The sequence below is a fragment of the Campylobacter sp. CCS1377 genome (assembly GCF_040008265.1).
In the GTDB taxonomy this organism is placed as follows: Bacteria; Campylobacterota; Campylobacteria; order Campylobacterales; family Campylobacteraceae; genus Campylobacter_D.
The window spans coordinates 1,150,233-1,169,037 of the sequence record NZ_CP155620.1 but is presented as its reverse complement, the minus strand read 5'-3'; the positions used below and the strand labels follow the sequence as shown (position 1 = coordinate 1,169,037).

At 29.8% G+C, this 18,805-nt stretch carries 23 protein-coding genes; 16 read left to right on the top strand and 7 right to left on the bottom strand.

Features of this window, described 5'->3' with window-relative positions; translation table 11 throughout:
• The first annotated feature begins 73 nt into the window (after window positions 1-73).
• The 15 genes from AAH949_RS05915 (at window position 74) to rplS (ending at window position 10,812) form a co-directional block, all read left to right on the top strand.
• Window positions 74-781, top strand: coding sequence for a chemotaxis protein (locus AAH949_RS05915; protein ID WP_348518215.1), 708 nt, complete (start codon window positions 74-76; stop codon window positions 779-781).
• The gene (locus tag AAH949_RS05910) at window positions 778-2,031 is read left to right on the top strand and encodes a peptidase U32 family protein (RefSeq protein ID WP_134238868.1); all 1,254 of its coding nucleotides are present in this window, start codon (window positions 778-780) and stop codon (window positions 2,029-2,031) included. Before AAH949_RS05915 ends, AAH949_RS05910 begins: the two co-directional genes overlap by 4 nt.
• A complete protein-coding gene (gene purE, locus AAH949_RS05905) occupies window positions 2,032-2,526 on the top strand; it encodes a 5-(carboxyamino)imidazole ribonucleotide mutase (protein WP_134238869.1) in 495 nt (164 codons plus the stop codon).
• A gap of 9 nt (window positions 2,527-2,535) precedes the next feature.
• Entirely contained in the window at window positions 2,536-3,054 is a 519-nt protein-coding gene (locus tag AAH949_RS05900; RefSeq protein ID WP_348518214.1) for a DUF3972 domain-containing protein, read from the top strand.
• 12 nt (window positions 3,055-3,066) lie between these two features.
• Window positions 3,067-3,930, top strand: coding sequence for a glycine--tRNA ligase subunit alpha (glyQ, locus tag AAH949_RS05895; RefSeq protein WP_348518213.1), 864 nt, complete (start codon window positions 3,067-3,069; stop codon window positions 3,928-3,930).
• On the top strand, window positions 3,917-4,642 hold the full coding sequence (locus AAH949_RS05890) for a Nif3-like dinuclear metal center hexameric protein (protein WP_348518212.1): 726 nt from the start codon (window positions 3,917-3,919) through the stop codon (window positions 4,640-4,642). The genes glyQ and AAH949_RS05890 overlap by 14 nt, the downstream gene beginning before the upstream one ends.
• Window positions 4,643-4,653: 11 nt before the next feature.
• Window positions 4,654-5,373, top strand: a complete 720-nt coding sequence (locus AAH949_RS05885) for a zinc ribbon domain-containing protein (RefSeq protein WP_134238873.1) — start codon at window positions 4,654-4,656, stop codon at window positions 5,371-5,373.
• Window positions 5,374-5,399: 26 nt separating this feature from the next.
• Window positions 5,400-6,548 (top strand): lipid IV(A) 3-deoxy-D-manno-octulosonic acid transferase, encoded by a 1,149-nt coding sequence (gene waaA, locus AAH949_RS05880; RefSeq protein WP_348519139.1) that lies wholly within the window; start codon window positions 5,400-5,402, stop codon window positions 6,546-6,548.
• A complete protein-coding gene (locus AAH949_RS05875) occupies window positions 6,529-7,281 on the top strand; it encodes an RluA family pseudouridine synthase (RefSeq protein ID WP_134238875.1) in 753 nt (250 codons plus the stop codon). Before waaA ends, AAH949_RS05875 begins: the two co-directional genes overlap by 20 nt.
• A 65-nt stretch (window positions 7,282-7,346) precedes the next feature.
• On the top strand, window positions 7,347-8,681 hold the full coding sequence (gene ffh, locus AAH949_RS05870) for a signal recognition particle protein (RefSeq protein ID WP_134238876.1): 1,335 nt from the start codon (window positions 7,347-7,349) through the stop codon (window positions 8,679-8,681).
• Between the two features lie 64 nt (window positions 8,682-8,745).
• Entirely contained in the window at window positions 8,746-8,973 is a 228-nt protein-coding gene (gene rpsP / locus AAH949_RS05865) for a 30S ribosomal protein S16 (protein ID WP_134238877.1), read from the top strand.
• A 5-nt stretch (window positions 8,974-8,978) separates the two neighbouring features.
• Window positions 8,979-9,221 carry a KH domain-containing protein gene (locus AAH949_RS05860; RefSeq protein WP_348518211.1) on the top strand — a complete coding sequence of 81 codons (243 nt, stop codon included), beginning with the start codon at window positions 8,979-8,981 and terminating at the stop codon, window positions 9,219-9,221.
• Complete coding sequence (rimM, locus tag AAH949_RS05855; RefSeq protein ID WP_134238879.1) at window positions 9,214-9,747, top strand: ribosome maturation factor RimM; 534 nt, start codon at window positions 9,214-9,216, stop codon at window positions 9,745-9,747. Before AAH949_RS05860 ends, rimM begins: the two co-directional genes overlap by 8 nt.
• Window positions 9,744-10,466 (top strand): tRNA (guanosine(37)-N1)-methyltransferase TrmD, encoded by a 723-nt coding sequence (trmD, locus tag AAH949_RS05850; protein WP_134238880.1) that lies wholly within the window; start codon window positions 9,744-9,746, stop codon window positions 10,464-10,466. The genes rimM and trmD overlap by 4 nt, the downstream gene beginning before the upstream one ends.
• A complete protein-coding gene (gene rplS / locus AAH949_RS05845; RefSeq protein WP_134238881.1) occupies window positions 10,456-10,812 on the top strand; it encodes a 50S ribosomal protein L19 in 357 nt (118 codons plus the stop codon). The genes trmD and rplS overlap by 11 nt, the downstream gene beginning before the upstream one ends.
• A gap of 54 nt (window positions 10,813-10,866) precedes the next feature.
• Here rplS and AAH949_RS05840 read toward each other — a convergent pair whose 3' ends face one another.
• From AAH949_RS05840 to AAH949_RS05810, 7 genes are all read right to left on the bottom strand, one after another.
• Window positions 10,867-11,295 (bottom strand): PepSY-like domain-containing protein, encoded by a 429-nt coding sequence (locus AAH949_RS05840; RefSeq protein ID WP_243832609.1) that lies wholly within the window; start codon window positions 11,293-11,295, stop codon window positions 10,867-10,869.
• Window positions 11,296-11,358: 63 nt separating this feature from the next.
• Entirely contained in the window at window positions 11,359-12,783 is a 1,425-nt protein-coding gene (murF, locus tag AAH949_RS05835; protein ID WP_348518210.1) for a UDP-N-acetylmuramoyl-tripeptide--D-alanyl-D-alanine ligase, read from the bottom strand.
• A complete protein-coding gene (locus tag AAH949_RS05830) occupies window positions 12,773-13,513 on the bottom strand; it encodes an alpha/beta hydrolase (RefSeq protein ID WP_348518209.1) in 741 nt (246 codons plus the stop codon). The genes murF and AAH949_RS05830 overlap by 11 nt, the downstream gene beginning before the upstream one ends.
• 2 nt (window positions 13,514-13,515) lie before the next feature.
• Window positions 13,516-13,731 (bottom strand): type II toxin-antitoxin system Phd/YefM family antitoxin, encoded by a 216-nt coding sequence (locus AAH949_RS05825; protein ID WP_134238884.1) that lies wholly within the window; start codon window positions 13,729-13,731, stop codon window positions 13,516-13,518.
• 66 nt (window positions 13,732-13,797) lie between these two features.
• Window positions 13,798-14,844 carry a D-alanine--D-alanine ligase gene (locus tag AAH949_RS05820; RefSeq protein WP_348518208.1) on the bottom strand — a complete coding sequence of 349 codons (1,047 nt, stop codon included), beginning with the start codon at window positions 14,842-14,844 and terminating at the stop codon, window positions 13,798-13,800.
• An 8-nt stretch (window positions 14,845-14,852) separates the two neighbouring features.
• Window positions 14,853-15,407: a Holliday junction branch migration protein RuvA gene (ruvA, locus tag AAH949_RS05815; protein WP_348518207.1), complete on the bottom strand. Its 555-nt coding sequence runs from the start codon at window positions 15,405-15,407 to the stop codon at window positions 14,853-14,855.
• Window positions 15,404-17,233 (bottom strand): DUF342 domain-containing protein, encoded by a 1,830-nt coding sequence (locus AAH949_RS05810; RefSeq protein ID WP_348518206.1) that lies wholly within the window; start codon window positions 17,231-17,233, stop codon window positions 15,404-15,406. The genes ruvA and AAH949_RS05810 overlap by 4 nt, the downstream gene beginning before the upstream one ends.
• A gap of 112 nt (window positions 17,234-17,345) precedes the next feature.
• On the opposite strand from AAH949_RS05810, the gene murJ reads away from it, so the two are divergent.
• Window positions 17,346-18,803, top strand: coding sequence for a murein biosynthesis integral membrane protein MurJ (gene murJ / locus AAH949_RS05805; protein WP_348518205.1), 1,458 nt, complete (start codon window positions 17,346-17,348; stop codon window positions 18,801-18,803).
• The last annotated feature ends 2 nt before the right edge of the window (window positions 18,804-18,805 follow it).

The window sequence follows — 18,805 nt, the reverse complement described above, 5'->3', positions numbered from 1 at the left end:
AGCAAGTTTTATTCTATATTTGGCATTTTTTAAATATAATAAGCGAAGTTTTTACATTATTTAAGGATAAAAAATGACTCAAGAAGAGCTAGATGCATTGATGAGTGGTGATCTTGATTTGGATGATGTCCAAGAAAATGAGCCAAAAACAGAGGAAGTTTCAAAAGATCAAGAGGATAGTCAATATGGAGAAATAGTAGATGGAATAAAGTCAAATGATTACACTCCATCACCAAATATCGCATGGCCACCTCCACCGCCTAATAAAGAGCATAAAGTTGTTCATCAATTAGATGATGTAACAAGAGATAGTGAAGAAAAAGCTACTGAAATGATCGATAAATTAGAGTCTATAGGAGGAAATTTTTTAGATTCTGAAAAGATGATTAAGGAAGTAAATTTAGGTATTGACAGAAATATAGAAATTTTTACTACTTTAAAAGAAAAATTTCCGCATGTAAAGACTTTTGAAGAAATTTTGGAAGCTAATCTTGAAATCAAGAAAAAAAATTCTCAAATTATAGAAAATTTACAAATGGGACAAGATGAAGTGATGATGGCAATGGATGCGATGCAATATCAAGATATCCATCGTCAAAAAATAGAACGCGTTATTAATGTTATGCGTGCTTTAAGTCGTTATATGAATTGTCTATTTGAAGGTAGGATTGATGATAAAAAACGCGTGGGTTCTGCGGTGCATATAGAAGGCGACACCACAACTGATGTGGTGAGTAATGATGATATCGAAGCTTTAATAGCAAGCTTAGGACAAAAATGATTGTTCCTGAAATTGTGGCTCCTGCGGGAAATTTTACAAAATTAAAAATTGCTTTGGCTTATGGGGCTGATGCTGTTTATGCAGGAGTGAATAATTTTTCCTTGCGCTCTCGCACTGCTAGAGAATTTAATTATGAAACTTTTGAAGAAGCGATTAAATACACTCACGATAAGGGTAGGAAAATTTATGTTACCTTAAATGGCTTTCATTTAGGTGGGCAAATTGAAGGCTTAAAAAAACACATTTTAAAACTTAAAGAAATGAAGCCTGATGCTTTTATCGTGGCTTCTGTTGGCGCGATGAGCTTGGTAAGAGAATTGGCTCCTGAAATTGCTTTGCATGTTTCAACCCAAGCTAATGTTTTAAATTATCTTGATGCAAAAGTTTATAAAGATATGGGTGCAAAACGCGTAGTTATAGCTAGAGAATTAGGGCTTAAAGATGCAAAAAATTTAAAAGAAAATTGCGATATAGAATTAGAAGCTTTTGTGCATGGATCAATGTGCTTTGCTTATTCTGGGCGTTGTTTAATAAGTTCTGTTCAAAGCGGTAGAATGAGCAATCGTGGCTCTTGTGCGAATGATTGTAGATTTAATTATGAGCTTTATGCCAAAAATCCTGAAAATGGCACATTATTTCGCTTAGAAGAAGATGAAAATGGCACACATATATTTAATTCCAAAGATTTAAATTTGTGTTCTTATATAGAAAAAATTATGCAAGAAAATTGCATTAATGCTTTTAAAATAGAAGGACGCACAAAAAGTGAGTATTATGTAGCGCTTACAACAAGAACTTATAAAATGGCTATACAAGATGCTTTAGCAGGAAAATTTGATGCTATTAAATATGAAAAAGAGATTGCTACGCTTAAAAATCGTGGTTTTACCGATGGTTATTTGGTTTCTCGCCCTTTAGAAAAAACTAATACACAAAATCACGCTACGAGCATAGAAGAGGGCTCTCATCAAGTGCATGCTATTGTTGAAGATGGTGAGTATTTCAAATGCAAGGGCAAAGTTGTGTTAAATACTGCTTATGAGATTTTAAATCCTCTAGGAGAAGAGATTTTAGAATGTGATAATGAAATAGGTAAAATTTATCGCAAAGACAATAAAAATTTTGTGGAATTTAAAAAAATTATTGCTAAAAATAATAAAGAATTTAGCGAAATTCACAGTGGTAATGAAAATGAGATAAAAATGCCAAGTAAAATTAGTGAATTTAGCTTTTTAAGAAAGGAAATTTAAATGAAATTTGTTTCAATTTTAATGGGAAGTAAAAGTGATTATGATGTGATGAGTGAGTGTGCTAAAACTCTTGAAAAATTTGGTGTTCAATATGAGTTAATTATCACTTCAGCACATCGAAGTCCAAAGCGTACTAAAGATTATATTAAAGAGGCTGAGAAAAAAGGTGCGAGGGTTTTTATTGCAGCAGCGGGTATGGCGGCACATTTAGCAGGTGCGGTAGCAGCTTATACGACTAAGCCTGTTTTAGGAGTGCCTATGGCTGGAAGTAACTTAGCAAGTATGGATTCTTTATTTTCAACCGTACAAATGCCAAGTGGAATTCCTGTAGGAACTTTGGCTATAGGTAAAGCAGGTGCACAAAATGCGGCTTATTTGGCAATGCAAATTTTGGCCTTAGAGGATGAAAAATTATCTTTAGCACTTAAAGAAGATCGTAAAAATAAAGAAGAGAAATTAATCGCTGATTCTAAAAGCGTGGAAGTTTTATTATAAGGCGGAATTATGCAGACTTTTTTAGAGCTTAAGGAATTTTGCAAACTTGTGCATTTAAATGAAGATGTGGTTAAAGGTATGATGGCAAATGGTGCTTTAAATTTTAAAGAAGAAGAAGGTAAAATTTACATTGAAGCTAATCAAGGTACCTTTAGCGTTGTCCCAAGTACTGTTAATTCAAAATCTGCCATGATAAATTCAATGACTTTAGCTGGCGAGAGTTTTATAGAAAAAACCATAGGAACCATTTTAAATTTACATGAAAAAGTTTTAGATGCAAAAGATGAGACTTTAGAAGCTTTAAAAAATGAAAATAAATTTTTAAAAGATGCACTTTATTCGATGCAAGAGCTTTATGAGCAAGATAGAAAAACCATAGAAGTTTTAAATGAGCAATTAAAAAATGCACGCGAAGATGCTGAATTTATGAAAAGAAAATATAAATTAATGTGGAACAAAACCATAGAAACTTTTGGTGATGCACGCAGTCAAAAAATTAATCAAGATAATTCACAAAAAGTAGATTAATAAGGATTTGAAATGACTTTTTCAAAAATGATTTTAACTTTACAAGAGTATTGGCAAAAACAAGGTTGCGCTATTATGCAGCCTTATGATATGCCAGCAGGAGCAGGAACTTTTCATCCGGCAACTTTTTTAAGAAGTTTAGGTAAAAAGCCTTGGGCGACAGCTTATGTAGCGCCAAGTAGAAGACCAACCGATGGAAGATATGGCGAAAATCCTAATCGCTTGGGGGCTTATTATCAATTTCAGGTTTTGATTAAACCAAGTCCTGATAATATCCAAGAGCTTTATTTAAAAAGCCTTGAAAATTTGGGTTTTGATTTAAAAAGCCATGATATCCGTTTTGTTGAAGATAATTGGGAAAGTCCAAGTTTAGGTGCGTGGGGGCTTGGCTGGGAAGTTTGGCTCGATGGTATGGAGGTGACTCAATTTACTTATTTTCAGCAAGTGGGCGGAATTGCAGTGGATTTAGTAAGTGCAGAGATTACTTATGGGCTTGAAAGAATTGCCATGTATCTTCAAAATGTTGATAATGTGTATGATATAGTTTGGAATGAATTTAATGGAGAACAAATTAAATACGCCGATGTTCATAAACAAAGTGAATATGAATTTAGCAAATACAATTTTGAAGTAAGCGATGTGGCGGTATTAAATTCTCAATTCGAAAATGCTTACAAAGAATGCAAAAATATTTTAGAACAAGGTTTAGCTTTGCCAGCATATGATTATTGTATGCTTGCAGCACATACTTTTAATTTGCTTGATGCAAGAGGTGCAATTTCGGTAGCGCAAAGACAAGATTATATGCTAAAAATTCGCGAGCTTTCTAAGACTTGTGCTCAAATTTATAAGAAAAATTTAAATGAAACTGAGTGAAATTTATCATTTTTTAGACAAAATTAGTCCATTTGATACTCAAGAAAGTTGGGATAATAGTGGTCTTTTACTAGGAAATTTAAATGATGAAATCAGCAAAGTTTATGTGAGTTTGGATGTAGATAAGGATTTACTTTTAAACGCAGAGGAAAATTCTTTATTTATCACTCATCATCCACTTATTTTTAAAGGTTTGAAGCATTTAAGCGGAGAGAAATATCCTAACGAATTAATCGCTTTGATGATTAAAAAAAATATAGCTTTAATTTGTATGCATACTAATTACGACTTAAGTCATTTAAATACTTATTTTGTTGAAGAAATTTTGGGTTTTAAAATCACTTATAGGGATAATTTTATTGCTTATGTAGATATGAATATTGATTTTTGGGATTTAGTATCTTGTATTAAACAAAGTTTGAAATTAGATGTCATAAAAACAAGTTTTTGCGGAAAAACACAAATTCAGCGTATAGGAATTTGCACTGGTAGTGGTGGAGATTTAATTTGTAATGTTGATGCTGATTGCTTCATAAGTGGAGATTTTAAATATCATCAAGCTTTTGAATGCTTGCATAATAATTTAAATCTTATTGATGTGGGACATTTTGAAAGTGAGAGATATTTTGTAAATTCTTTAGCAAAAGAGTTGCAAAATTTGTCGTTAAAAGCTATAATATCAGTTTCAAAAAATCCATTTCAATATTTTTAAGGAAATACCCCATGAATAAATATTTAGAACAAGTTGTGCTTTTATCAAAAATTGATCAAGAGATTGATAGTTTTGAACCAAAAATTGAAAATATTACCAAAACTCTCAAAGAAGCAGAAGGTAAAATTGCTAAATTAGAAGAGGAATTACGCCGTTGTGATAATGAAATTTCAGAGCTTCAAACCCAAAGAATGCAAAACAATGCTCATATTGCCGAATTTTCAGCAAAAATTAAAGAATTATCCAAAAAAACAAGTGCAATAAAAACAGAAAAAGAAGCTAATGCATTAAAAATAGAAGAAGATATTGCAAAAGAACAATTAGATTCTGCTAATGATGAAGTGATTAGGCTTGAAAAAATTTTAGATGCCAAAGAAAATTCCAAAAAAGAATTTCTTGAAGAAAAAGAAAAGCAAGAAGAAGCCTTAGTGGAAATTAATACTCAAATCCGTAAAGAAATGGAAGTTTTAGAAAAAGAAAGAATGGGTGTATATGATAAAAAGTCTAAGCTTGTTTCAGAAATGAATCAAAAAGTTTTAACTTTTTATGAAAAAATTCGTAAATGGGCTAAAAATACAGCTGTTGTTCCTGTGAAAAAACAAGCTTGTTATGGTTGCTTTATGAAAATTTATGATAAAACTTATTTAGCCATTGCTCGCGGTGAAGAGATTGTTACTTGTCCGCACTGTGGTAGAATTTTATACAAAGAGTTGCAAGAAGCGCAAAATTGATCATTTTATATTATTGTTTAGCTTGGATGATTTATCTCATTCAAGCTCTTCCTATTTTTATCCTTTCTTTTATTAAAGCAAAATACAAAATATCTTTAAAATCGAGATTTTTTTTATATAAAAATTTCTATCAAAAACCAGCTGATGTGCATTTTCATGCCTGTTCTTTTGGAGAAGTTAGAAGTATTGAAAATTTAGTTTTAGAATTTGATTCTAGAATTTCAGTGATTACTCAAACAGGCTTTGATGAGGCAAAAAAATATGTTTCTAAGGTTAATTTTTTGCCCTTTGAAATATTTTTGCCCTTTTGGTTTTCTCCTTGTAAAGTTTTGGTTATTTGCGAGGCGGAATATTGGCTTATGCTTGTTTTTATGGCAAAATTAAAAGGAGCAAAAGTTTTATTTATTAATGCTAGAATTTCGGATAAATCGTTAAAAAAATACCAGAGATTCGCTTTTTTTTATCGCAAAGTTTTTTCTTATGTTGATGAAGTTTTTGCACAAAGTGAGCAAGATAAGGAGCGTTTGAAAACTTTGGGTGCAAAGAATATACAAGTATGTAAAAGCACAAAAAGTCAGCTTATTGTTAAAGTAAATAAAAATTATTCTAAACCGCAAGGGAAGTTGATTATTTTAGCAAGCACTCATGAAAAAGAAGAAGGGCTTTTATTGTCAAATTTAACACTGAAAGAAGACGAAAGGTTGATAGTTGCACCAAGGCATCCAGAGCGATTTAGCGAAGTTGAAAAAATTATTCATTCTTTTTGTGCGAAAAATCAATGCGATATGCAAAAATTTAGTGCAATGAAAGATAATGTAAATTTTAATGAAGAATTTAAAGCAAAAGTTTTATTGCTAGATGTTTTGGGAGAACTTATAAATTTTTATGCTATTTCTGATATTGTGGTGCTTTGTGGATCTTTTGTTGAAAATATAGGCGGACACAATCCCATTGAACCTGCAAGTTTTTGTAATAAAATTATTTCAGGTGTATTTATCCACAACCAAAAGAGTCTTTATCAAGAAGTAGAAAATATTGAATTTTGCGACGATGTAAGAAAAATTGATGAAAAAATTCATTTAAAAGACAAAATTTCAAAACTTAAAAATAAAAAAGAAAATTATATGATTTTAAATAGCATAAAAAGGGGTATTGATGCAAGAAAAAGCTTATAAACTGCTCGCTTTGCAAGAAAAAATTTCTAATAATCGTGCCAAAGAATTAATTGATCAAGGCTGTGTTTTTGTTTCAGATAAAAAAGTATTGCTTGCCCGTGGTATGTTGGATACTAAAACTAAATTTAATATTATTTTTCCTAGAAAAAGCCATATTTTATTTGAAGACGAGAATCTCATCGCGGTAAATAAATCTTTTGCTACAATAAGTGAGGGTTTGGAAAAACAATTCAACGCAAAGCTTTTAAATCGCTTAGATAAGGGTACGAGTGGAGTATTGCTTTTATGTAAGAATGAGGAATTTCGTTTAAAATGTATTGAGGAATTTAAAAAGCAAAGGGTTTATAAAAGTTATTTGGCCATAGTAAGTGGAATTTTGGCTGAGGAAGTAGAAGTTAATGAGCCTATTTTAACTCTGAAAAACAAGCACGGCGCTGTGAGTAAAATCAGTAAAAATGGTTTAAGTGCAAATACTTTAATTACGCCTTTAATGGTGCAAGGTAAAAAAACCCTAGTTAAAGCCGTTATCAATACAGGTAGAACGCATCAAATTAGATTACATTGTGCCCATATAAAACATGGTATTATAGGAGATGATAAATATGCTAAAATTGCAAGCAATAGAATGTTTTTGCATAGTTATGAAACACAGATTTTTAATTATTCTTTTAAGGCTTCATTAGATGAAAGTTTTAATCAATTTGGTTTTGATATCAAAAATTTAATTTTTTAAAGCCATTTAAAGAAAATATTTTATATAATTAGCGTTTTGAAAATGATTTTGGGAAAGGATTCTAAGTGTTTGAGCTAGTTAGCGAGTCATTTAAAACAGCTGTTAATAAACTCCGTTTTGTTGATGATGAAAAAGCTTTAAAAAATGCTTTAGAAACCTTGAAAAAAACATTATTAAAAGCTGATGTGCATCATAAAGTTACTAAAGATTTACTTCTTGCAATTGAGGAAGAAGTTAAGAATGCAGGTATAGGACAAAAACAGTTTCTAAATGCTATCAAAAATAATTTAGAGAAAATTCTTATTGCACCAGGTAATCAAGGCTTTGTTTTTTCTTCTAAGCCTCCTACAGTTGTTTTAATGGCAGGACTACAAGGTGGTGGTAAAACAACGACTACGATGAAGTTAGCTAATTATCTTAAAGTTCGTAATAAAAAAGTTTTAGTTGCAGCTTGTGATTTGCAGCGTTTAGCTGCTGTGGAGCAATTAAGACAGCTTTGCGAAAGTAATGAAATAGAGCTTTTCTATATAGAAAATGAAACCAATCCTATTAAGGTAGCTACTGCAGCATTACAAAAAGCTAAAGATAGTTTATGTGATGTTTTGCTTGTGGATACTGCAGGGCGTTTAGCAATTGATCAAGCCTTAATGGAAGAGTTAAAAGAAATTAAAAATGTTTTAAATCCCGATGAGATTTTTTATGTTGCCGATGCAATGAGCGGACAAGATGGTGTGAAAACAGCGGCAAGTTTTAATGAAGCTTTGGGAATTACTGGAGTTATTTTATCTAAATTTGATGCTGATACTAAAGGTGGTATTGCTCTTGGCATTGCGAAACAAATTAATATTCCTTTAAGATTTATAGGAGTGGGCGAAAAAATTGCTGACTTGGAAGCTTTCATTCCTGATAGGATAGTAGGTCGTATCATGGGCGAAGGTGACTTGGCAACCTTGGCTGAAAAAACGGCTGCAATCATAGATGAAAAAGAGGCTAAAAAAATAGGACAAAAAATCAAAAAAGGCGAATTTAATTTCAATGATTTTTTATCTCAAATGGAAAGCATTAAAAAACTAGGAAGTATGAAATCCATCATTGGAATGATACCTGGGCTTTCTAATATGGCTTCTGCGGTTAAAGATCTGGATATGGAAAATTCAAAGGAAATTATCCATATTAAGGCCATGATTTCTTCTATGACTCCAAAAGAAAGAGAAAATCCAGATTTATTAAATAATTCAAGAAAACGCCGTATAGCTGAGGGAGCGGGTTTATCGCAAATGGAAGTCAATCGTTTTTTAAAGCAGTTTTCTAACGCTGCAAAATTAGCCAAAAGATTTTCAGGAAAAAAAGGTATGGAAAGTTTGACGCAGATGATGAATCAAGCTAGAAGACAATTTTAAATTTTATTTATGGGTATTAAAGAATATCCATAGCTAAAATTTAATTTTTTACAAGGAGATAAAAATGACAGTAGTGAGACTTACGAGAATGGGTCGTAAAAAAAGACCATTTTATCGCATAGTTGTAACAGATAGTAGAAAACGCCGTGATGGTGGTTGGATCGAAAGTATTGGGTATTATAATCCTATGTCAGAACCAGAGATGATTAAATTTGATGCTGAGCGTTTGGCCTATTGGAAAAGCGTAGGTGCTAAACTTAGCGATAAAGTTGCTTCAATTACTAGTAAATAACAAAAATGGTTGAAAAATTTTTAAAAGAATATGCAAAGTTAATCGCGGAGTATCCTGATAAAATTCAAATTCAAAGAAATAATTTGGGTGAGAATTTTTCTGAAATTATTATTTTTGCAGATAAAATTGACGCAGGAAGATTAATAGGAAAAAATGGAAAAATGATTAGTGCAATTAAAACCGTTATATTGGCTTGCAAGGTCAAAGATTCAACCTCTTATCGTGTGAGTATAAAAACTATTGAATAAAAATGAAACAAGTTTAGTCCAAGTTGCAAAACTTGGAAAAACTTCAGGTTTAAAAGGTTTTGTAAAATTACATAGTGTTAGTGATTTTATAGAGCAGTTTAAAAAAGGAGCCGAGTTTTTTGATCATAGGAGAAATATTTATAAAATTAAAAATACAGATTTGAAGAATTCTTTGGTTTTATTTGAGAATTATGAAAGTATAGAATTGGCTAAAAAACTTACAAATTTAACACTTTTTCAAAGTATTGAAAATACTCGTAAAACTTGTAAATTAAAAAAAGATGAATATTTTTATTTTGATATTTTGGATTGCGATATTATTGAAGATGAAAAAAAATTAGGCAAGGTAATAGATATACTTGAAATTGGAAAAGGATATTTATTTTGTATTCAAACTGATGAAAAATTAGAAAACTTAAGTCATGAATTTTATATTCCTTATAATGATTATTATGTAAAAAACATCGATATTAATTGTAAGTGTATTTATACTCAAAATGCTTTTTTGATTTTAGAAAATTCATGAAAATTAGTTTTGTTACTTTATTTCCAGATCTTGTTAAATTTTATTTTAGTGAGTCTATACTTGCTAGAGCAATCGAGAAGCGATATATCGATATTGCTTTTATTAATCCAAGATTATATTCTACCAATATTTATAAAAAAGTTGATGATTATAAAATAGGTGGTGGAGCAGGACTGTTGATGCAGGCACAGCCTCTTTTTGACGCTTTAAATGAGCTTCAAATTCAAGATAAAGACATTCATTTTGTTTTTTTAACTCCCAGTGCTAAGACTTTTAATCAAATAGATGCTAAAAGATTAAGTAAAAAAAAGCACATTTGTTTTGTATGTGGAAGATATGAGGGGATAGATGAGAGGGTTATTGAAAATTTTGCGAATGAGGTTTTTAGTATAGGAGATTTTGTTTTAACAGGTGGAGAATTACCCGCTTTGGTAATGTGCGATGCCATTGCTCGTAATATAACAGGAGTCTTGGGAAATCCTCAGAGTTTAGAGGAAGAGAGTTTTGAAGAAAATTTACTTGAAGCTCCTTCATTTTCCAAGCCTTACGAATTTATTGCAAAAAATAAAAAAAAATATGCACCTTCAGAGTTTTTAAAGGGTAATCATGCTAAAATCACATCTTTAAAATTTATTTTGGCGTCTTGCAAAACGAAATTTTTTCGTCCTGATCTATATTTAAAGCATGAACGCAAATTGAGGAAAAACAATGAGAAATAAATACATAGAGCAGTTTGAAGCTAAGCAAATGGAAGGTAAAAGTGTTCCTGATTTTCGTGCGGGAGATACCATAAGACTTGCTATCCGCATTAAAGAAGGGGATAAAACGAGAATTCAAAATTTTGAAGGTATTTGTATTGCGCGTAGAGGAACAGGTGTTGGAGAGACTTTTATTGTTCGTAAAATTGGCGCTAATAATGTTGGAGTTGAGAGAATCTTCCCTATTTATAGCGAGAGTTTAGAAAGTATTACTCTTTTAAGAAGAGGTCGCGTTCGTCGTGCAAGATTATTTTATCTTAGAGATAGACGCGGTAAAGCTGCTCGTATCAAAGAACTTAAAAAATAAAATTTTCAAGTTCTTTAACTTAACTACAAAAAACCTTTGTTTTAGCAGAGGTTTTTAATCATCGTATCTTTCTTGAATTATTGTCCCATTATTATCGATGTAAAGTTCCAAGCCATTTGAGAGTTTAATTTTATAATGATTAATTTTTCTTTCAATTTCTATTAAAAAAGCTTGAGGATATCTGTTTGTAATAATTGAGGCAATATGCGTTGGTAGTATTTTGAAACTTAAAGCTTTGTGTTTGCTTTCAATTTCTTTCCATAGTCCATCAATATCAAATTCAAGTTCTGTTCCATCACTTAAATATACTTCATAAGAATTTTTATCCTGCTGAACTATACCTATAGAAACTTGCTTGAAATGTTCTTCGAGGAAAGCCTTAATGGTTGTAGGTAAAGAATCTGGCGATACAATAATATCAGCTTTTAGTAAATTTGCAAGTAAAAGACTTAAGAGTAAAATAGAAAAATTTTTTTTATTCAACGATATTTCCTTGTTTTCTTTAGATTTTATTCTTTTTGTGTGAATTGTATGTGAATTTTATAATCATAAAAAGCTGGGTGCATCATTGGAAAATAATATTAAGTCACCATTTTTGGTATATTTACTCAAGACAGAAACCAATTCAGTTTTATCTTTGATGATGATTTTTTCCAAAACAATATGTCGATCTAATACATTTGTGTTACTTTGGCTTGTGATAATGACAAAATCAAAACATTCATTTATAATATCAGCAAGTTTTTGATTTTCTTCCTCACTTACTTCTAAAATTCCAGGAGTTACTAAAACTTTGCGTCCTTTGTAGTTTTTGCAAAGTCTATAACTTTGGCTCATTCCTTGAAAATTTCCATTGAAACCATCATCAATAATAAATTTTGGCTCCTTGGATATGATTTGCAAGCGATGTTCTACAGCTTTAAGTTGGGATATTCTTTGTTGAATTTTTTCTAAATTTATATTTAAATATAAAGCACATTGGATACATGCAGCTAAATTTTGTGCATTAAAAATTCCCAATAGCGGACTTTTAAAATGCTGCTTAGAATCATTTAATAAAAGTTCAAATTCTATACCCTCAAGGCTTTGTGAGCTTTGCAGTAGTTTTTTATCGTAAATAATTTGACTTTCACTATCTTCTTTAAGTGTGCTACTATGCAAAAAAGCCTTTTGCAATCTGTTTGAATTCAATGCTTCTAGCTTTGTGTTTCTAGTATTTTCTATATTTTTAAAATACTCTAAATGTGCATTCCCTATCTCTCCAATGATACAAATATGAGGATTTAAAAGCTCGGTAATTTGTAAAATGTCTCCTTTTTCTCTAGCACCTGCCTCGGCAATATAAATTTGCGTATCAGCTTGTACATTATCATTAATATCTTGTATGATACCCATAAGAGTATTAACGCTTCTTGGTGTTTTATAGCTTTTATAATCTTCTTTTATGAGCTCATATAAGAAATTTTTAATGCTTGTTTTTCCAAAACTTGCCGTAATAAGAATGATTTTAAGATCTTTCATATTTTGAATTTTATTTTTTGCTTGTTGATAGAAAAGATTATTTCTGTATTTTTCATAAGCAGATAGAATTATCAGACTAAAAAACAAGGCCAGTGGAGATAAATTATATAAATTATACAGAGATAAAATCCCAAAAACAATACTAAGAAAACTTAATATTGCAAAAAATTTTTTAATTTTAGCGGTGAAAACAAGTTTTTTATCTAGCTTTTTATACCATAAATACAAGGCGACAAGATTAAAAATGGCAAAAATTAAAAAATATTTTCCAAGAAACCAAAAAGCAATTAAAGGAATAAGAATAAAATAAATATGCCATAAAGGTTTAGCAAAATGAAACAATACGCGATTAATCTTATAAGAATACCATTGCAATGCACTAATGAGGTAAAATCCTAGACAGAAATTAATCAAAAGAGTGTTGATAAAAAATATTAAATTATTTAGCATGGTTATTCCTTATGATTTGAGTGATTTTTTGGGCATTTTGCAGAAAGAAAAAATGATCTCCTTCAAAAGTAAAAAATTGACTGTGGGGGATAAGTTTGTAAATTTTTTTCCCGCTTTCAAGAGGAGTTGCTTTATCTTCTATGCCCCAAAAAATCAAAGTTGGATTTTGAATTTTAGCAAAATCTAACTCACAATTTTCATCTACAACTTTTTTAAAAGTTTCATACATTAAAGGACTTAGATTTGCCCCGTCTTTACTGGCAAAATATTTATAAAGATGAGCAAAACCTAGTTTTTTAAGTATTTTAAAAAGCTTAATCTTACAACGAGTTTTAAAAGATTTTTTCGCTACTATACCTGCACTGGAAAGTAAAATGAGTAAAGAGCTTGGGTAAATATTTTTATTTAAAAGTAAAGTGCAAATTTTGCCACCAAAAGAATGCCCCATAAAAATATCTGGATGTAGGTTTTTATTTTTTAAAAAAGAAAGGACGATATTTGCATAATCTTTACTGTTTAAAATTTCTTCAATGGTTGAATTTCCAAATCCTGGAAGATCAAGATAAATTTGGTTAAAGTCTTTTAAGACTTTAGAAAAAGTTTGCTTCATTAATTCTTTATTAGCGCCCCAACCATGCAAAACTAAGATGCTTTTTATTTGATTGTTGTTGATGAGCTCATAAGAAATTTGATAATTTTTATTATTATAAGCAAGTGTGGTAAGTGCCATTTTTAAGCCTTTTGATTTTTATAAATGCTTTCTAAAAGCTGCACGGCATTTTGCAAACGCTCAAATTCTTGCATACTAAGCAATACGGCTTCAAATTTATTGTTTTTTAAAATCACTATTTTTCCGCTAGGACTTTTTTTGACTTTTTCAACTATGGGGCTAAAATTACGCACTACTTCAGTAGCAGTATAAATTTCATCTTGACTGAAAGATAACATAAAATTTTGTTTCCTTAAATACGCTAAATTTTATGTAAAATTTAGCGTATTAAGACTTAAAAAAACTTATAATTTCCCTTTTTGTCCATTGATGGAGTGTAAAAAGCTATAATTTATATTAATTTGCTTTTCATGTGGTAGATTTTGTGCAAAATTTTGAATGATTGAAGAAAAATCTTTAAATAAATAATTTGCTAAAGATCCGGGATTTGGATTGATTTCATTAAGGTAAATTTCATCATTATGTATGAAAAAATCACAGCGAATCAATGCGCCTTTAAATAAAGGATTATAAATTTTTTTGAAATTTTCTTTTAATTTTTCCTTTAATTCTTCGCTTAAATCTGCTTCTTGTACTTCTGAATGAGAACTAAAACAAAGATATTTTTGCTCAAAATCTAAAAATTTATTTTTATTTGGCTCTTCAATGATAGAAAAAACAAATTCATCTTTAATCATACAACCTGCTAGATTATACTCTTTGATATTGTCTATAAAAGGTTCTACTAAAAGTTCGTCATCAAATTCGAATGCCACATCCAAAGAATAATCTAATTGACTCGCTTCGCTTAAAATTTGTATGCCTATGCTACTACCCAGTCTTGTGGGCTTAAAAATGCAAGGATAATCTAATGGGCTTAATAAAGAAGTGGCGTCGTAGTTTTTTAATATTTTATATGGTAAGGTTTTAACACCAACTTTTTGTGCGTAAAGTTTTGTAAATTCTTTATTGTATGAAATAACGCTTGCTTCGAGTCTTGGGCCTATGTATTCAATATTAAAAAAATCAAATAAAGCTGCTATTTTCCCATCTTCTCCGTCTTTTCCATGCACGAGATTGATACAGCAATCACATTCTATCTTTTTGTCTGAAAATAAGGTTTTTTCGTAAAATCCACCTTGTTTTAAAATTAACCTTTTTTCTTTTTTATAAGCTAAAGAACTAAAGGTTTTAGCATTCATTTTTGCATTATCAATAAGATAAAAATCTCTATTTTTATCACAAAAAATAAATAAAAGTTTTGCTTTTAAAACTTTTTTTAAAACAATAGCACTCACTATACTGATTTCGTGTTCGTATGAATTTGCTCCAAAAATTATTGCGTAAATCATTTTTATCCTTATGAAAGTTTTTTTAATGCTTCTTTGATTAGCTCGCTTGTCTCATTGCTTTGGCATTGACTTAGAGCTTGCAAAGCTTTATCTTGCTTAAAGCCAAGCGAAATAAGAGCAGCAAGAGCCTGACTTTTACTATCATCTTGAGTATTTTCTAGTAGAATTTTATTATCACTTAATTCCACAATGATGCGTTTTGCACTTTTTGGCCCAATTCCAGGGATTTTTTTAAAGACATTTTCGTCATTAAGTTGCAAAGCTTTGTAAAAAGAATTTACATCAAGACTGGAACAAATTGCCATTGCGGTTGTTGCTCCTATACCGTTGATTTTTAACAATAATTCAAACATTTTTTGCTCATTTTTATCCAAAAAACCATAAAATTTATTTGAATCTTCTTTGATGATTTGAGAAATAAAAAGTTCTATTTTTTCATTTTTTTGCAATTTTGCGCTACAAAATAAGGAAACATAAATTCCATAACTTAAACCCGAATTTGTTTTAATGGTAATAAAAGTAGGTTCTTTTTGTGTAATCATTCCTTCGATTGCAACAATCATTCTAAATCCTTTTCGTTGTATTCATCCAATCTGTCGATTTTTGCGACTTCTTCGTTGTTTTCGACAGTTGTTCTTAAGGTAAAAACCTTAGTGTGTTCATCAAGCAGTGTTGAATGCAAAAGTTCTTGTTTGGGATAAATGAATTTAAATTTAATTTCATTCATATCAGTCCAAACCCCTTTTTTATTGATGATTTTTGCTTTAAAAAGTTCTTCTTGTGCAAGCTCAATTTTGTCTAAAATTTCTCTTTTTTCTAAAGTTAGATCTTTTTCTTTCTGGTTTAAATTTTCGTAAAATTCTAAATGATTTTGGTATTCTTTAACTTTTTCAAGATAACTTGCAGGAATTTGTTGTTTATTTTGCTTAAAATTATCAATTTCATTTAAGAGTAAATTTATACCCTCTTTGCTATTTTGCATACTTGTTTTCAAAGGTTCTAATTCTAAATTTAATTCATGAATTTGTTTAGTGAGTTGATTTAATTGTTCTTCAAAATCCACTTCATTTTTTGAAATTTGTGCTAAAAATTTATTATTATTGCCTTCGCAAATTTCAAAAATAACACTTTTGTTGAAAGCAATCGTATTGTTACTCATTAAGGTAGTAATAAAAATATTTTCCGCTTCTATAGTGCCTCCAAGGCTTTTGTTTATTTTAACGGTTTTGGCTTTAATATGTCCATTTTCCAATAAGTCTATTTCAACATTTTCCCCTTCAAAATAACCTCTATGTGTGTTGATTTTTGCATCTTTTGCAAAAATTTTAGTTTGAGTATGGGTTGTACCTCTAAGGGCAAGTTTTTTGGCGTTTAAGATCGTATTTTGCGCGACGCTTCCGTCAATATTTAATTCTTCGCATTTTATGCTAACTCCTGATTTTACAGCATCGTCTAATTCAGAAAGATTTTTAATATTAATGGTAATTTTGCTATCAATTCCCACATTGATACAACCTACATTTTTTAAATCCACTGTATTAAATTCAGCTACATTAGCTATATCGAATTTATCACCGTTTTGTATTATGTAACCTTTTTGTTTAGCGATATATTCATCAGCAAATTCTTTTTCTCTTAATTCAAATTTATCCGAGCAGGAGAAGTGAATTTTTTTCTTTTTCTCTTCTTCTTTGATTTCGATAAAATTTAAATGCAAATCCCTTCCTCTTCGACCTTGTTTTGCTTTAAGATGCCTAAGCGCAATTTCACCTTCATTAATGGCAATAATAGGGGTATTTTGAGTCAAGGGGCTATTTTTTAATTTTTCTTTATAAGTTAGTTCTAATGTTTCGTTTTGTGGAAAAATTGCATTCACTCCTTTACATACAATCAATTGAAATTCTTGTTGTTTTTTGTTTTGAATTTGTTTATTTATTAAAAGTAATTGTTTTTTAAAATCAAAAATTCGAATTCCTATAAATAGGTTATTTTTAAGCAATTTTTTATAGATGGTTTGAAGCATCTGCATAGGTAATTTTTCGTGATATTCCAAATTTTTTGCATCAATATTAGCAATGATTTTTGTGAGATTTTTATTGGCAATGAGTTTAATTTTATCTTCCAAAGTATTTTCTTTTTTTTGAAAAATTTCAATTTTATATTCTTGGGTGATTTTTAAATTTGGGTTTAAAAATATTTCATCTTGATCAAAAATATTTAAATCTTTCTCGTTAAGTCTTTGCCATTCCGTATTATCAATAGAATAAAGGGTAGAAAAATAAAGTATATTAAAATCTAAATTTGTCACCTCCAGTGAAGTTCTTGAGGCAACATTAAGAAGTTCTTTATAAGGGTGATTGGTTTGGGTGATAATTAAGTCATCATTCATCCTTAAAGCTCCTTGTGTTATTAAATTAAAAAGCTAATTATAATCGAATTTTAATCAAAATTAGTTAAAATAAAACTCCAAACTTCAAAAATACAACTTTTCAAGAGAAAAAATGAATAAAAAAAATATAATTTTTAAAAATTTTATTGTCAATGCTTTGGGGATTTTATTTTCTAGAATTTTAGGTTTAGCTAGAGATATGCTTTTGGCTTTGTTTTTGGGAGCTGGGCTTTATAGTGATATTTTTTTTGTAGCTTTAAAAATGCCTGCTTTTTTTAGAAGGATTTTTGCTGAAGGGGCTTTTGGACAAAGCTTTTTGCCTAATTTTGCTAATTCGAAGCAAAAAGGTGCATTTTGTGTTGTGGTTTTTAGTCATTTTACTTTAATTGTATTTTTGCTTTGTCTTTTAGTAAGCTTTTTTTCATCTTTTTTTACTAAAATTTTTGCCTTTGGTTTTGATGCTAAAACTATAGCTTTAGCATCTCCTTTGGTGGCGATAAATTTTTGGTATTTATTTTTTATTTTTATCGTAACTTTTTTAGGGGCTATTTTAAATTACAAGCAAAAATTCTTTATTACTTCCTTTTCGGCTTCTTTGTTTAATTTATGCATTGTAATTGCTGCGTTTTTTGTGGATAAAAATGATCCAGCTACAACGATGTATTATTTTTCTTACGCTACGGTTTTAAGTGGTGTAGCTCAACTTATCTTGCATATTTTTGCCTTGAAAAATAACAAAACTATCAAAGCAATGTTTGCAAGTATTAAGCTCAAAAGAGCTAAGGTTAAACTGGATCGTTTTTATGGTAATTTTTTTCACGGAGTTTTAGGCTCTTCTGCAACGCAGATTAGCTCTTTGTTAGATACTACAATAGCGAGTTTTTTAATTACAGGTAGTATTTCTTATCTTTATTATGCTAACCGTGTTTTTCAGCTTCCTCTAGCACTTTTTGCCATTGCTTTAACTCAGGTTTCTTTTCCTAAAATTTTAAAGCATTTAAAACTCAACGAAGAAGAGCAAGCTTTAAATTTTATGAAAAAAGCTTTTGAGCTTTTGGCTTTTTTGTTGTTAATATCTAGTATTGTAGGCATTATTTTTTCAGTAGAAATTTCAAAACTTTTATTTGAACATGGAAATTTTACTCATCAAGACAGTGTGATTACCGCTTATGTGTTAATTGCTTATTTAATAGGACTTTTGCCTTTTGGTTTGCAAAAATTATTTTCCCTTTGGCTTTATGCTAAATTTAAACAAAAACTTGCCGCCAAAATGGCGTTTATCGCCTTATTTATCAGTGTTGTTTTTTCTTTATTATGTATTTATCTTATAAAAGAAGATTATTTTAAGGTTTTAGGAGTGGCTTTATCTTCATCTTTATCTGCTTTTTATCTGCTTTTTGCCAATATCAAAGAATTTGGTTTTCGTAAATTTTTACTTTTATTTTCGCCTAGATTTTTTGTTTTTAATATCCTTGTGTTAGGAATTTTTACTTTAATTTTGCTAGAATTCAAAGTTTATATTGTTTTATTTTTTAATAATATTTATCAATTTATATTAGGGTTGTTTTGATG

Bases quoted from the DNA above. Each gene is read 5' to 3' on its own strand.
- AAH949_RS05915 (WP_348518215.1), top strand. From the start codon at position 74: ATGACTCAAGAAGAGCTAGATGCATTGATGAGTGGTGATCTTGATTTG.
- AAH949_RS05910 (WP_134238868.1), top strand. From the start codon at position 778: ATGATTGTTCCTGAAATTGTGGCTCCTGCGGGAAATTTTACAAAATTA.
- purE (WP_134238869.1), top strand. From the start codon at position 2,032: ATGAAATTTGTTTCAATTTTAATGGGAAGTAAAAGTGATTATGATGTG.
- AAH949_RS05900 (WP_348518214.1), top strand. From the start codon at position 2,536: ATGCAGACTTTTTTAGAGCTTAAGGAATTTTGCAAACTTGTGCATTTA.
- glyQ (WP_348518213.1), top strand. From the start codon at position 3,067: ATGACTTTTTCAAAAATGATTTTAACTTTACAAGAGTATTGGCAAAAA.
- AAH949_RS05890 (WP_348518212.1), top strand. From the start codon at position 3,917: ATGAAACTGAGTGAAATTTATCATTTTTTAGACAAAATTAGTCCATTT.
- AAH949_RS05885 (WP_134238873.1), top strand. From the start codon at position 4,654: ATGAATAAATATTTAGAACAAGTTGTGCTTTTATCAAAAATTGATCAA.
- waaA (WP_348519139.1), top strand. From the start codon at position 5,400: ATGATTTATCTCATTCAAGCTCTTCCTATTTTTATCCTTTCTTTTATT.
- AAH949_RS05875 (WP_134238875.1), top strand. From the start codon at position 6,529: ATGCAAGAAAAAGCTTATAAACTGCTCGCTTTGCAAGAAAAAATTTCT.
- rpsP (WP_134238877.1), top strand. From the start codon at position 8,746: ATGACAGTAGTGAGACTTACGAGAATGGGTCGTAAAAAAAGACCATTT.
- AAH949_RS05860 (WP_348518211.1), top strand. From the start codon at position 8,979: ATGGTTGAAAAATTTTTAAAAGAATATGCAAAGTTAATCGCGGAGTAT.
- trmD (WP_134238880.1), top strand. From the start codon at position 9,744: ATGAAAATTAGTTTTGTTACTTTATTTCCAGATCTTGTTAAATTTTAT.
- rplS (WP_134238881.1), top strand. From the start codon at position 10,456: ATGAGAAATAAATACATAGAGCAGTTTGAAGCTAAGCAAATGGAAGGT.
- murF (WP_348518210.1), bottom strand. From the start codon at position 12,783: ATGCTAAATAATTTAATATTTTTTATCAACACTCTTTTGATTAATTTC.
- AAH949_RS05830 (WP_348518209.1), bottom strand. From the start codon at position 13,513: ATGGCACTTACCACACTTGCTTATAATAATAAAAATTATCAAATTTCT.
- AAH949_RS05825 (WP_134238884.1), bottom strand. From the start codon at position 13,731: ATGTTATCTTTCAGTCAAGATGAAATTTATACTGCTACTGAAGTAGTG.
- AAH949_RS05820 (WP_348518208.1), bottom strand. From the start codon at position 14,844: ATGATTTACGCAATAATTTTTGGAGCAAATTCATACGAACACGAAATC.
- ruvA (WP_348518207.1), bottom strand. From the start codon at position 15,407: ATGATTGTTGCAATCGAAGGAATGATTACACAAAAAGAACCTACTTTT.
- AAH949_RS05810 (WP_348518206.1), bottom strand. From the start codon at position 17,233: ATGAATGATGACTTAATTATCACCCAAACCAATCACCCTTATAAAGAA.
- murJ (WP_348518205.1), top strand. From the start codon at position 17,346: ATGAATAAAAAAAATATAATTTTTAAAAATTTTATTGTCAATGCTTTG.